Here is a 13,201-nt window from a genome sequence, read left to right as displayed (position 1 = left end):
ATCGCCGGTCGGACGTCCGACGTGACACCGGACGCCCGAACACCCCCTGGTCGAGATGGCTCAACCCGACCCCGTCCCGGGGCGGTCCCATGATCGAACCGCGCTGGGCGGCCCCCCGGTCTGTCGGAGCAGGCCGAGCATGAGCAGCAGCAGGGCCGCTACTGCGGAGAGGGCGATGAGGCGTTCCACCAGGCCCAGCGGGACGAAGCGCCACCACGGCGGACCACCGGCGAGCATGTTGAGGGCGCCTACGACGATGGTGCCGAAGGAGAGCAGGGACAGGGTGGCGAAGGCCTGCGTGGACCAGCGCCACACGCGGTGGTCGGGGAACACGTGGCGGGCGGCGGGGAAGGTGGCCAGGGGCAGGGCGAGGAAGGCGGCGACGCTGGCGTAGCGGTGGATCGTGCCGCCGGTGCTGGGGCCTACTGACCAGTTGTTCTTGGTGAACAGGACGATGGTCAGGAGGCTGAGGGTCCAGATGGCGCCCAGGACCGCGGTGGGGACGTGCGCGCGGCGGCGCCACAGCAGGGTGAAGGCCAGCGCGGACGCGGTGGCGATCAGCACGAGGGCGGTGTCGAAGAGCCACTTGCTGCCGCTGAGGGCGTACTCGCTGATCGTGCGCCGCACCGGGCTGATGTCGGCAGTCGGCGGCAGCACGTGCAACGCCAGCAGCAGCACGACACCGCCGAGCAGCCCACCGAGTGCCCACAGCACCCCGGTCTCCCGCCTGGTCCGCGCCTCGACAGCCACGCGGACCAGCGTAGGCAGAGACCCTGTGGCGGCACTGAGAACCACACGAGCACCAACTCAACGCCAGCCCTGGCACCCACGAGCACAGCCCACCGCCGGCACCGGCAACCCCGCGAGCACCGACTCCAGCACAGCACCGGTAACTACGCGGACACCAACTCCACGCGGGCTACCGGCACCACGCCGACACCAGCAACCACACGGCCACCGGCATCACACCGGCAACCACGCGGGCACCAAGCCCCACGCTGGCACCGGCAACGATGCAGGCACAGCCCCACCACCGCACCGGCAACCACGCGAACACCGGCACTACGCCGACACCGGCTACCTGCGAGCACCGGCTCCAGCACGGTTCCGGCGACCGCGCGGCAACACGGCCTCGGCGCCGTTGGCGTTAACCGGGCCGAGTAGCTGATCGATCACCAGCTCGACGAGGTGGTCAACGCCGCGTGGTGGCTCTGTCATCGCCGCTAGCACCGCTCGGCCTCTGGCCAGTTCAGCGTGACCGTGCTGCTCGATGGCGGCGCCGAGTTCGTCGAGGGACACCAGCCCCACGCCGACACCGGCACCCCCAGCGACTCACCAGCCCCACCACGGCACCGGTAACCACACGGGCACCGGGAACTACGCGGGCACCGGCTCCACGCGGCAGTTGAAGTGCCTCAGCAGTGGCGGTGACGACACCATCCGGTAGCCGGGGACGCGTTCGGGGTTCTTGGCGATCTCCGCGATGACCTCGGCGACGTATTCCAGGTGGCTCTGGGTGTAGACCCGGCGCGGGATGGCCAGGCGGACGAGTTCGAATGGGGCGGGTTTGACGAGGGTGCCGTTCTCGTCCTCCTCCCCCAGGTACAGGGTGCCGAGCTCGGCGCAGCGGATGCCGCCCGCGAGGTAGAGCTCGGTGGCCAGCGCGTGCCCGGGGTACTGGGCGGCCGGCAGGTGGGTGAGCAGCCGCCCGGCGTTGAGGTAGAGGGCGTGGATGCCCGCGGGTTCGACGATGGACACGCCCGCCGCCTTGACCAGGTCGCCGAGGTAGCGGGTCGCGGCGGCGCGGGCGGCGAGGTAGCGCGGGTCGACGACCTCGCGCAGGCCCTGGGCGAGCATCTCCAGGTCGCGCCCGGCGAGGCCGCCGTAGGTGCGGAAGCCCTCTGTGGCGATGAGGACCAGCTCGCACTGGGCGGCCAGGTCCGGGTCGCGCAGCGCGAGGAAGCCGCCGATGTGGGCGATGGCGTCCTTCTTCAGCGACGCCACGGCGCCGTCGGCGAGGTCGAACGCGGCCCTGGCGACCTCGGCCGGGGTCTTGTCCGACCAGCCGGGCTCGCGCTGCACGACCAGCCACGCGTTCTCGGCGAAACGGGCCGCGTCGAGGAAGAACGGCACCCCGTGCTCGCGGCACAGGTCGCGCACCGCGGTCAGGTTCGCCATGGACACCGGCTGACCGCCGCCGCCGTTGTTGGTGATGGTCATGACCACCACGCCGACCGACTCGGGGCCCGCGAGGGTCGCGCGCAGGGCGTCGAGGTCGATGTCGCCCTTGAACGGGTGGTCGCTGTCGAGGTCGGCGGCCGCGGCGCAGGGCAGGTCGACCGGGGTGCCGCCCGCGAGCAGGACGTTGGCCCTGGTGGTGTCGAAGTGGGTGTTGCTGACGCACAACTGGCCCGGCTCGAGCAGCGCGTTGAACAGGATCCGCTCGGCGGCGCGGCCCTGGTGGACCGGGAAGATGTGCGGGTACCCGGTCAGCTCGTCGACGACCCCGCGGAAGCGGAACCACGACGCCGACCCCGCGTAGGTCTCGTCGCCGATCGCGCCCGCGGCCTGTTGCGCGGCCGAGAGAGCGCCGGTCCCGGAATCGCTGAGCAGGTCGATCGTGATTTCGTCGGCGCGCAGGTTGAACGGGTTGTAACCAGCCCTGGCCATGGCCGCTTCCCGGTCGGCCCTGGTGAGGATCGGAATGGGCTCGACGACCTTGACGCGGTACGGCTCCATGAGCGGCATCTGCGGTTTACGTCCTTTTCCTCGGCTGTTTCCCTGATTTACGCCGCGCCTGCCGCGACCCCGCCGGGGGCGGCGACGGCGTAGGCCTCGGCGGACAGGTAGACGGTGATCCCCGGCCGCGGTCGGCCCATGCGCAGCGACACGTGCGCGATCAGCCCCACCCCCGACTCGAGTGGACGGTTGGTCACCGCGGCGATGGCGCGGTCGAGCACGGCGGCGTCGAAGCCGTGCCCGGACAACAGGGTCTTGGTCCTGGTGAGCGCCACGGCGTCGTCGGGGACGTAGTCGCGGACCGGCAGGTAGACGGAGAACCCGCTGGGTTCGCGTTGCCCGGCCAGGTAGATGTAGCTGGTGACCAGCGGCCTGCCGTCGTAGCTGTCGAGGCCGCCGATGGTCGACTCGAAGTCGGCGAGCACGTCCTGGTCGGTGAGCGGGCAGGCGGCGGCGAGGTGGGCCAGTTCGCGCAGCCCGGCGCGGAAGTGGCTCTGGTAGACCTTGACCCGCGAGCGCGGCGAGTCGTCGAGGTCGATGGCGAAGAACGAGAACCGGTCCAATGTGGACGTCGGGCGGGGCGCGTGCGAGCTCAGGTCCGGCCAGGCGGCGGTCAGGCCGAGCCGGTCGAGCCCGGCGGCGACCAGCCCCGGTGCGGCGGCCTGGCCGTGCACCTCCGGGTTGAGGTAGACCTTGACCGCGACCCGCGCCCTGGTGACCACGATGGAGAACCACAGCGAGAACACCCCGCGCGGCTCGTCGGGCAGGAACAGCCCGCGCACGGCGTCGAACCTGTCCAGCGCCAACGGGTAGCGTTCGGCCAGACGGTCTAGACAGGACAGCGCGGCGTCGAGGTTGGCCGAGGGTCCCGGCCTGCGCGCGACCGACTCGACCAGCAGCCGCAGCGTGTGCGAACCGTCCTGTTCGAACGCCACGGAGTACTCGACCGGGGTGTGGTCGTCGGCCACGTCCGAGCGCCACAGCGGCGGCTCGTCGAGCGCCCTGGCACCGGCCGGGCCGATGATGTCGGCGAGCACGGCGGCGACCTCGTCGGCCTGCTCGGCGAGACCGAGCACGGCGCACAGCCGTCGCACCTGGGCCCCGGTGTGTTCGTTGAGCGTCACAGCCCTCGACCGCGTGATCCTCACCTGCAGACCCCTACCCAGCCATTCACCCACACCGACGACACCAGGCAACGTACGGGTGAATACGAACAAGCCAGTACCGCCAAGGCGGTGATCCACTCCGCACGCGCTCTTACTGAGCGTAAATGAGAAGAGCTGCCGAAAACCGCCGTTGCCGGATTGTGGGCGCCGTGCTAGTGACATTGCGGCCTGCACGGAGGGTCGCGAAAAAGCGACCGATTTCGTGTGAAGCAATTCACTTCGTGAAAAGTTTACCGGTATATCCGTACCCCGTCCGAGATCGACTGAGCAGTGCTTACACCCCGGCGCGGGTGGTACGGGGTGGTCTGGTCCTCTTGGCGCCCGTGCAGGTGCGCGTGCGCGTGGCCGTGACCCTGCGTGGGCGCCGAAGGTGAGGGCGATCTGCGTCACGTGAGACATCCGATGGTCCGATCGGGGTGTCGGCTTGACAGCGGCACCGCAGGCCAACTCCCCGAAGAGTCCATGATGGACACCGGGCTCAGCGCGCGCCGCCCGGTGAAACGGACATCGTGTTAGCGTTGGTCGCATGAGTTCCACCGACGGCTGCAGTCCCGGGCCGGGTAGCGCCCGGCCCCCGACACGGCACCACCGCCGCCCCGGCACCACCGCCCCGGAGGGCCGGTGCTGATCCTCGTCGGACTCGTCTCCGTCCTGCTCCTCACCGCCGCGACCGGGTACTTCGTCGCGCAGGAGTTCGCCTACGTCGCCGTGGACCGCAACCGGCTGCGCCAACTCGCCGAGGACGGCGACAAGGCGGCCGAACGGGCGTACCGGGTGACCCAGCGGTTGTCGTTCATGCTCTCCGGCGCCCAGTTCGGCATCACCGTGACCGCGCTGCTGGTCGGCTACGTGTCCGAGCCGTTCCTCGGCGACGGCACCGCCGCGCTGCTCGGCCTGGCCGGGTTGCCCTCGGGGCTGAGCACGGCGCTGTCCATCGTGGTCGCGCTGCTGTTCTCCACGGTCGTGCAGATGGTCTTCGGCGAGCTCGCGCCCAAGAACCTGGCGATCGCCAAGCCGGAGGCGCTGGCCAAGGCGCTGAGCCGGTCCACCCTGGTGTACCTGGCGGTGGCCGGGCCGCTGATCCGGATGTTCGACAGCGCCTCGACCCGGCTGCTGCGCGCGGTCGGCATCGAGCCGATCGAGGAGCTGCCGCAGGGCGCCACGGCCGAGGACCTGCGCGGCATCATCGACGAGTCCCGCCAGGGCGGTCACCTGGACGCGGGCACGTCCCGGCTGCTGGAGGGCGGCCTCGACTTCCGCACCCTCACCGCGGGGCAGGTGATGACGCCGCGGGTCGACGTGCACCTGCTGCGCGCCGACGACCCGACGGTCCGGGTGGTGGAACTGCTCGACACCGGCCGGTCCCGGTTCCCGGTGGTCGGCGCGGACGTCGACGACGTGATCGGGGTGGTCGGCATCGCGGAGGTGCTGACGGTGGCCCCGGCCGCGCGGGCGAGCACCCCGGTGCGCGACATCGCGGTCGCGCCGCTGTACCTGCCCGACAGCCTGCCGCTGCCCGAGGTGCTGGAGCGGCTGCGCGCCGAGCACCGGCAACTGGCGTGCGTCGTCGACGAGTTCGGCGGCTTCGCGGGCGTGGTGTCGTTCGAGGACGTCGCCGAGGAGGTCGTCGGCGAGATCCTCGACGAGGACGACCACATGGAGGTCCAGGCGATCGCGCACGCCGACGGCTCGTGGTCGGTGCCCGCCCGCTGGCGGGTGGACGAGGTCGCGGAGGTCACCGGCATCGAACTGCCCGAGAGCGCGGGCTACGACACGGTCAGCGGCCTGGTCATGCAGCGCCTGGGCCGGGTCCCGCGCCCCGGCGACCACGTGGAGGTCGAGGTGGGCATCGCCGACGCCGACCTCGACGACGGCCCGCACAAGGCGGTCGTCGCCGTCACCGAGGTGCACCGGCACGTGCCGCGCACGGTGCTGGTGTCGGTCAGCTCGAAGGCGGAGGTGTCGGCGTGAGCACCGGACCGGCGTTGCTGGTGTCGTTCGTGTTGCTGGTCGCGAACGCGTTCTTCGTCGCCGCCGAGTTCGCCCTCGTGGCGTCCAAGCGGCACCGGCTGGAGGAAGCCGCCGCCGAGGGCAGCCGCGCCGCGCGGGCCGCGGTCGCGGGGACCCGCGAGCTGTCGGTGATGCTGGCGGGCGCCCAACTCGGCATCACCCTGTGCACCCTGGGCCTCGGCGCACTGGCCAAGCCCGCCGTCGCGCACCTGCTCGACCCGCTGTTCACCACCCTCGGCCTGTCACCGTCGTGGAGCTACCCGATCGCGTTCGTCCTCGCGGTCGTCATCGTCGTCTTCCTGCACATGGTCGTCGGCGAGATGGCCCCCAAGTCCTGGGCGATCTCGCACCCGGAGCGGTCGGCGCTGTGGCTCGCGCTGCCGTTCCGCGCGTTCACCCGCGTGACCGGCCCGGTGCTGACCATGCTCAACGGCCTGGCCAACGCAACGTTGCGCGCGGTGAAGGTCGAACCGCAAGACACCCTGGCGCAGGCACACGGACCGGACGACCTCCGGATGTTGCTGCGGGAGTCTCGGGAGCACGGCCTGTTGCCGGAACAGCAGCACCAGATCCTCTCCGGCGTGCTCCAAGTGCAACGGACGACGGTGGAACAGGTGATGGCCCCGCGCTCGGCAATGGTCGCGGTCCCCGACTCGGCGACGGTGGCGGAGATCGAGGACGTGTGCCGGACCAGTGGGCGATCTCGGTTGATCGTGCTGGACGCGGCTGGGGAACCGACCGGGTTGGTGCACGTTCGGGACGCGGTGCGGGCGACGTTGTCCGGGTCTTCGGTGCTGGCTGGGGATTTGATGACCGAGCCGTTGGTGCTGCCCGCTGAGTCGACGGCCGCGGACGCGGTGGCTCGGATGCGGGGGGAACGGGCGCAGTTGGCGTTGGTGTCGGCGGGGGCGGAGATCGTGGGGTTGGCGGCGTTGGAGGATCTGCTGGAGGAGATCCTGGGGGAGTTCGAGGACGAGACGGACGCTTGAGCGCTACCGAGGTCGAGTCCCCCACCCGGTGGCGGTGAAGGTGGTGCCGTCGAGGTAAGCCCGGATCCCGGCCAGCGGGTAGGGGATCACGTTGTCCGGGAGCGCGTCGAGGGGAAACCACTCGACCGCGAAGCACTTGTCGGGTTCGCGGTTCTCCGGCTCGCCGATCCAGTGGCGTGCCTCGAAGAAGATGCCGAGGCGTGGGGTGGGACCGGAGTCCGCGACGTGGGCTGTGTGCACGTGGCGGAGGCGGTCGGGCTCGATGGTGACGCCTACTTCTTCGAACGCTTCACGTGCTGCGGCGGCGGGGAGGGACTCATGGGGGTCCAGCTTGCCGGAGGGTAGGTGCCACATGCCTTTGCCGTAGTGGCTGCGGCGGCGGGTCAGGAGTAGGTGGTTGTGGCGGATTAGGAGGGTGTGGACGTCGATGATGGTGTGGTGGGGTGGCAATTGGGGTGTCTTTCTCGGGGCGGTTTGATCTTGAGCTGAGGGACTGGCGGCTCTCGTGCTCGGCTTCGCCGTCGACGGTGGACGCCTCGCCTTCGGCATTGGCCCGGGCGCGATTTACGAGCTGTGCTCGATGCGGTGGACTTGTTTTGCGCGGGGCCCCGACACCAGCCGTGGCAGGACCGCAAAGCAGGGGCCGAAAAGCATGGCCCTGTCCGCGAACGACGCTACGACTGGCGCTCCCCCACACAAAACAAGTCCACCCCATCGAGCCGGCTTGGCACCAGCGACCCCGAGGAGCGGTCTAGGGCCAACGTTGTTTGCGGGCGCGTGGAGGCCAACGTTGTAGAGGGGCGCGTGGTTGGCCAACGATCGTGAAGGCCGGGTGCAGACCACCGTCCCAAGTCTCCGCCGGATCGGACCAGCCGCTTCGAGCGCAATGAGCGGCCGGCGAAGGGACGTCTGTCCACAACCCCTTCAACCATCCACAGCCCCCGGCCGAGACCTATTGACAGATCAGCCATCGCGATAGGTTCAGAGATGGGGCCCCGGGCCCCGGGAGGGTGGGCCGCCGGAGCGGAGTTGATCTTGATGGGATTGAAGTCCGGGGGTTGGGGCGGCGGGGTGGTGGTGAGGGGTGGGAGTGGGGCTAGACGGGGGTTTTGCTGAGTAGGTCCATTGTGTACTGGACCAGCTCGACCAGGACGTCCTTGCTGGAGTCCTTGATGCGGGCGTCGCAGTTGATTATGGGGACTGTGGGGGCAATGTCGAGGGCTTGGCGGACTTCCTCGGCGGTGTGTTCCCAGGAACCCTCGAAGCCGTTGACGGCGATGATGAAGGGGATGTTGCGGCGTTCGAAGAAGTCGATCGAGGGGAAGCTGGAGTCGAGCCTGCGGGTGTCGACCAGCACGATCGCGCCCAAGGCACCGTGGGCCAGCTCGTCCCACATGAACCAGAAGCGGTTCTGGCCGGGGGTGCCGAACAGGTACAGCACCACCTGCGGGTTGATCGTGATGCGGCCGAAGTCGAGGGCGACCGTGGTGGTCTCCTTGCCCTCGATGCCGCGCATGTCGTCGACACCGACGCTGGCCTCGGTGAGGACTTCCTCGGTGCGCAGCGGGGGGATCTCGCTGACCGAGTTGACCATGGTCGTCTTGCCGACGCCGAAGCCGCCTGCCACCACGATCTTGATGGAGGTGGGGACCACCGGGGTGTCGCTCACCTGTTCAGATCCTCCGAATGCCATCGAGTACCGCCTGGAGCAACTTCGTGTCGTTGATCTCCGTGGTCTGGAACAGCGCGCCTGCCTGCACGTCGCCGCGTTCGATCAGGTCGGAGATGAGGACCTTGACCACCACGAGCGGGACGTTGAGGTAGGCGGCGACCTCGGCCACCGAGAGCGGGACCGTGCAGAGCTCGATGATCTGCAGGTGCTCCGGGGACAGGGTCGAGGGGTCCGACGGCTGGCGGGCGACCCGGACCTGGGTGACCAGGTTCAGGTTGGGCGCGTTGGGCCTGGTGCGCCCCCTGGTCATCGCGTACGGGCGGACCAGGGGTCCGGCCGCCTCGTCGAACCACCAGTCCGCCTCGCCGGACATCACGAGGGCCGTCGGCCGGTCACCGTGACCGGGGCGCCGCCGCGCGGGGCCGAGGCCAGGTGCGCGCCGACCCGCTTGACCAGCATGTTCATCTCGTAGGCGATCATGCCGACGTCCGCGTCCTCCTCGCCGAGCACGGCGAGGCAGGCGCCGCGGCCCGCGGCGGTGACGAACAGGAACGCGTGGTCCATCTCCACGATGGTCTGCCGGACCTGCCCGCCGCCGAACTGGCGGCCGGTGCCCCGGGCCAGGCTCTGGAACGCCGAGGCCATCGCCGACAGGTGCTCGGAGTCGTCCTTGGACAGCTCGGCCGAGCGGCCGAGCAGCAGTCCGTCGGCGGAGAGCACGACCGAGTGGCGGATCCCCACGACCCGGCGGACCAGGTCGTCCAAAAGCCAGTTCAGCTGGTGGTCCTGACCGATCTTGTCGTTCACCTTGGGCTGTTCCTTCCCCGTCGTCCCCGCCATCAACCCCGCCGCCGCTCCCGGGGGGTTCACTGCTGTGCTCCATCGGTCCGGCGCGCCTGCTTGGTGCCGCGTTGGAAGGCCGCCATGGTGTCGCGGACCCGCTTCGCGGTCTGCTCGGACTGCTCCGCGGGCTCCGGCTCGCTCTCCCAGTCCGGCAGCACGGGCTCGTCGCGCAACTGCGGGGCGAGGTTCTGCTGGCGCTGTCTGCGCGGCAGCGTCGGCCGATCCCCGCGCCCGGTGGCGTCACCGGCCCCGGACCGCGCACCGTCGGCGCTGTCCGCTCTCACACCGTCGCGGTGCCCGTTGTCCGTGTGCGAGTCCCCCACCCCGTTCGCGGCGCCGGCACCCGCGTGGTGGTCGGGCGCCTCCTCGTCGGTCAGCGGCCACAGATCCGCGTGGGCGAGGTCGTCGCCCACCGCGTCGGACCAGAACTTGTCGATGCCCCCGCGCGGCTCCACCAGCTCGACCACGGTGTCGCTGTCGACGACGGCACCGGCGCCGCGGTCGAGCGCCTTGCGCGGGCGGGGGCTCGGCGCGTCGGACTCCGGCACGAAGTCCGGGGTCTCGGCGACGATGTCGGCGGGGATGAACACCAGGGCCACGGTGCCGCCGTAGGGCGACTCGCGCAGCTCGACCCGGATCGCGCGGCGCGCGGCCAGCCGGGCGACCACGAACAGGCCGAGGCGGGACTCGCCGCGCAGCGCCATCGCGTCGAACTCCGGCGGGTGCGCCAGCATCTGGTTGTGCTGCTCGCGGTCCTCGGCGGTCATGCCGAGCCCGTGGTCCTCGATCTCGACGACGACACCGCCGGAGACCTGGCTGGTGTAGACCTCGACCTGGGAGCGCGGCGGGGAGAACGACGCGGCGTTGTCGACCAGCTCGGCGACCAGGTGGATGGTGTCGGCGACGGCGACGCCGTTGAGCGCCACGTCGGGCACCTGGCGGACCCGGACCCGGACGTACTGCTCGGTCTCGGCGACCGCGGCGCGCAGGATGTCGAGCAGCCGCACCGGTTTGCGCCACTGCCGACCGGGCTGCTCACCGGCGAGGATGATCAGGTTCTCGGCGTTGCGGCGGGCGCGGGTGGCGAGGTGGTCGAGCTGGAAGAGGGAGTCGAGGTGCTCGGGGTTCTCCTCCTCGCGCTCCATCTTGTCCAGGATCTTGAGCTGGCGGTGGACCAGGCCCTGGTGGCGGTGGGCGATGCCGAGGAAGACGCGGTTGACGCCCTCGCGGGCCTGGCTCTCCTTCACCGCGGCGGCGATGGCGGTGTACTGGGCGGCGTTGAAGGCGTCGGCCACCTGGCCGATCTCGTCGGTGCCGTAGTCCAGCGGCGGCACCTCGGCGCCGACGTCGACCCGGTCGCCCTGGCGCAGCCGGTCGACGATGCTGGGCAGCTTCTCGTGCGCCAGTTGCAGCGAGTCGCTCTTGAGCTGGTCGAGCCGGGTCACCAGGGCCTTGTTGACCAGCCTGCGCGAGATGCGCACGGCGAGCACGATGCCGGTGACCACGGCCAGCAGCGCGATCAGGCTGCCGATGATGACCTCGAAGAACTTGTCGTCGGCGCGCTGCAGGCCCAGTTCCACACCGCCGGTGGCCTGCTCGACGGCGAGCTTGATCAGTTCCTCTGAGGCGCTCTGCGTGACGGCCTCCCACTCACCGGCGCCGACCGGCATGGCGACCGGCTCGGTGCGGCGGTTGCCGTTCTCGGCGGCGCGGGGGGCGGCTCCGATGAGGGCGTTCTCCGCCGCGGTCAGCCGCAGCCACGACTCGGCGCCGGTGAGCCGCTGGTAGTGGGCCTTGACCTCGTCGGTGCCCGCGCTCGCCGAGGTGGCCAGCACGGAGCGGTAGGAGCCGACCAGGTTCGCGAACTCGACGTGCTGGTCGGCGGTGAAGGCACCGGCGGCGAGCGCGGCCGCGCCCTGCGACGAGGCGCGGGACATGCGGTCGGCGGCGCGGAAGATGTCGGTCGCGGTCAGACCTGCCTGCACCACGACCGAGTCGGGCACGATGCGGGCCTGGGTGTCGAACAGCGCGGCGCCGGCGTCGAGCACGGTGTTGTAGAAGGTGTAGATCTCGTCGCGGTTGGCCCGGCCGGACTCGACCTGGGCGCGCCGCTGCGGCAGCGGGGCCAGCGCCTGGTTGAGCGCCTGGACGCGGGCGTTGACCTCGGCCGGGGCGTTGGCCGCCAGGCCGTCGAGGGCGACGCGCAGCTCGCCGACGACCTTGTCGGTGGTCTGCTGCTGGGTCTTGAGCGCCAGGGTGTCCGGGTTCGCGGTGCTCAGCGCGGTCATGGTGAGCTGGCGCTCGCGCTGCAGCGCGGCGAAGGTGTCGACCGCGGGGATCGAGGCGTCCTTGACGCCGCTGGTCACGGCCTTGAGGTAGATGCCGTCGAAGACGGTGTAGGACGAGAAGACCGCCCACATCACCAGCAGGATGACGCTGGGCACCACCACGACGCCGGTGAGGCGGGACCGGATCGTCGTGGTCGACTTGGCGGGCGACCCGCTGTTCCGCTTCACAGCTCTCCACACTTGTCGGTTTGCCACGCACGCCACCAGGCGGGTTATCGCCCCGGCGAGTGACAGACCCGATCCAGTCAAGATCAATCTAACTCAGCGCCAGCGATCACACGCGGTACGCAAGGGTGAAGCGTACCGGTTCACCCACAAGCGGAAGTGACCGGTCCGTGCGCTGGGATGGCCGGCGGGGTGAACAGCAGGTAGTCGACCCGTACGCCGTGTGCTGGGAGCGCTACCGGGTTGTACCAATCCCGCCGCCGACCACTCCGGGTTGCCCCGACGGCCATCCGGGCACCCTCCCCGGGGGCAGATCCGGCCCGGGTGCCTTGCCAACGCGGGGTGATCAACGGCACGGTCTAGCCACCCGCGTGGACCGGAGGCCAAGGATGGGCTACGACCCCGACTTCCTGGACGTGACCCTGCCGGCGCCCGGGCTGGACCCGGCGCTCGAGGACGACGCCGTGCGGCTCGACGGGACCAGCACGGTGGACTACACGCACTTCTCGCTGGCGCTGAGCCGGTCGCGGCGGTTCGCCAGGTGGGTGGCGTGGAACATCGACGGCGGCCGGATGCACAAGCTGCCGCGCACCGGGATCGAGTTCAGCAAGGACCCCCGGCTGCCCGCGCAGGTCCAGGTCGGCGACGAGGTGTACGCGGGCAACCGGCTCGACCGAGGTCACCTGGCCCGGCGGGCGGACCTGCTGTGGGGGTCGCTGCCGGAGGCGAAGGCGGCCAACCGCGACTCGTTCCGCTTCACGAACATCACCCCGCAGGTGGACGACTTCAACCAGAGCGTGCGGCAGGGCCTGTGGGGCAGGCTGGAGGACGCCCTCTACACCGACGTCGAGGTGGACCGGCTGCGGGTGAGCGTGTTCGGCGGCCCGGTGCTCGGCGCCGACGACCGGGTGTACCGGGGCGTCGCGCTGCCCCGCGAGTTCTGGAAGGTGATCGCGTCCGTGCAGTCGGGCACGCTCCGGGCAAGCGCGTTCGTGCTGACGCAGAACCTGAACCGGGTGGAGAGCCTGGAGTTCGAGGAGTTCCGGGTCTACCAGGTCGCGGTCGCCGGGCTCGGTGAGCGGGTGGGGCTGCGGTTCGCCCCCGAGCTGACCGCGGCCGACACCGCGCCACTGGTCGCGCAGGACCTCGACCGCCCGCCGCTGGGCTCCCTCGACCAGATCGCCTGGTTCTGACGCGCGGTCACCGCGCACCCAAAACACACCTTCCCGCGTACCCGGCTCGCTCCCCTATCGGCTGACGCTTGTCACC

At 70.6% G+C, this 13,201-nt stretch carries 11 protein-coding genes; 3 read left to right on the top strand and 8 right to left on the bottom strand.

Annotated elements, in window-relative coordinates; translation table 11 throughout:
• Nucleotides 1–60: 60 nt before the first annotated feature.
• The 3 genes from BMY07_RS00160 to BMY07_RS00145 all read right to left on the bottom strand — a co-directional run bounded on the left by BMY07_RS00160 (nucleotide 61) and on the right by BMY07_RS00145 (nucleotide 3,863).
• Nucleotides 61–750 carry a DUF998 domain-containing protein gene (locus BMY07_RS00160; protein WP_177215349.1) on the bottom strand — a complete coding sequence of 230 codons (690 nt, stop codon included), beginning with the start codon at nucleotides 748–750 and terminating at the stop codon, nucleotides 61–63.
• Nucleotides 751–1,377: 627 nt separating this feature from the next.
• Nucleotides 1,378–2,748 (bottom strand): tryptophanase, encoded by a 1,371-nt coding sequence (locus BMY07_RS00150; RefSeq protein ID WP_092774333.1) that lies wholly within the window; start codon nucleotides 2,746–2,748, stop codon nucleotides 1,378–1,380.
• 38 nt (nucleotides 2,749–2,786) lie between these two features.
• Nucleotides 2,787–3,863 carry a tryptophan dimethylallyltransferase family protein gene (locus BMY07_RS00145; protein ID WP_245782095.1) on the bottom strand — a complete coding sequence of 359 codons (1,077 nt, stop codon included), beginning with the start codon at nucleotides 3,861–3,863 and terminating at the stop codon, nucleotides 2,787–2,789.
• A 663-nt stretch (nucleotides 3,864–4,526) separates the two neighbouring features.
• On the opposite strand from BMY07_RS00145, the gene BMY07_RS00140 reads away from it, so the two are divergent.
• Both BMY07_RS00140 and BMY07_RS00135 read left to right on the top strand, forming a co-directional pair.
• Nucleotides 4,527–5,876 carry a hemolysin family protein gene (locus BMY07_RS00140; RefSeq protein ID WP_092774331.1) on the top strand — a complete coding sequence of 450 codons (1,350 nt, stop codon included), beginning with the start codon at nucleotides 4,527–4,529 and terminating at the stop codon, nucleotides 5,874–5,876.
• The gene (locus BMY07_RS00135; protein ID WP_092774330.1) at nucleotides 5,873–6,904 is read left to right on the top strand and encodes a hemolysin family protein; all 1,032 of its coding nucleotides are present in this window, start codon (nucleotides 5,873–5,875) and stop codon (nucleotides 6,902–6,904) included. Before BMY07_RS00140 ends, BMY07_RS00135 begins: the two co-directional genes overlap by 4 nt.
• A 3-nt stretch (nucleotides 6,905–6,907) precedes the next feature.
• Here the strand turns inward: BMY07_RS00135 and BMY07_RS00130 are convergent, their stop codons facing one another.
• The 5 genes from BMY07_RS00130 to BMY07_RS00110 form a co-directional block, all read right to left on the bottom strand.
• Nucleotides 6,908–7,354 (bottom strand): NUDIX domain-containing protein, encoded by a 447-nt coding sequence (locus tag BMY07_RS00130; protein ID WP_245782094.1) that lies wholly within the window; start codon nucleotides 7,352–7,354, stop codon nucleotides 6,908–6,910.
• Nucleotides 7,355–8,000: 646 nt separating this feature from the next.
• Complete coding sequence (locus tag BMY07_RS00125) at nucleotides 8,001–8,597, bottom strand: GTP-binding protein (protein WP_177215348.1); 597 nt, start codon at nucleotides 8,595–8,597, stop codon at nucleotides 8,001–8,003.
• The gene (locus BMY07_RS00120) at nucleotides 8,578–8,949 is read right to left on the bottom strand and encodes a DUF742 domain-containing protein (RefSeq protein ID WP_092774327.1); all 372 of its coding nucleotides are present in this window, start codon (nucleotides 8,947–8,949) and stop codon (nucleotides 8,578–8,580) included. Before BMY07_RS00120 ends, BMY07_RS00125 begins: the two co-directional genes overlap by 20 nt.
• Nucleotides 8,949–9,416, bottom strand: a complete 468-nt coding sequence (locus tag BMY07_RS00115) for a roadblock/LC7 domain-containing protein (RefSeq protein WP_092774893.1) — start codon at nucleotides 9,414–9,416, stop codon at nucleotides 8,949–8,951. Before BMY07_RS00115 ends, BMY07_RS00120 begins: the two co-directional genes overlap by 1 nt.
• Before the next feature lie 26 nt (nucleotides 9,417–9,442).
• Nucleotides 9,443–11,935, bottom strand: a complete 2,493-nt coding sequence (locus BMY07_RS00110; protein ID WP_092774326.1) for a nitrate- and nitrite sensing domain-containing protein — start codon at nucleotides 11,933–11,935, stop codon at nucleotides 9,443–9,445.
• Nucleotides 11,936–12,321: 386 nt separating this feature from the next.
• Here BMY07_RS00110 and BMY07_RS00105 point away from each other — a divergent pair, with 386 nt between their 5' ends.
• Nucleotides 12,322–13,125 carry a DNA/RNA non-specific endonuclease gene (locus BMY07_RS00105; RefSeq protein ID WP_092774325.1) on the top strand — a complete coding sequence of 268 codons (804 nt, stop codon included), beginning with the start codon at nucleotides 12,322–12,324 and terminating at the stop codon, nucleotides 13,123–13,125.
• The last annotated feature ends 76 nt before the right edge of the window (nucleotides 13,126–13,201 follow it).

The organism is Actinokineospora terrae (genome assembly GCF_900111175.1).
Classification (GTDB): domain Bacteria; phylum Actinomycetota; class Actinomycetes; order Mycobacteriales; family Pseudonocardiaceae; genus Actinokineospora; species Actinokineospora terrae.
The sequence above is the reverse complement of the archived record's forward strand: the minus strand, read 5'-3'. Positions and strand labels throughout refer to the sequence as shown.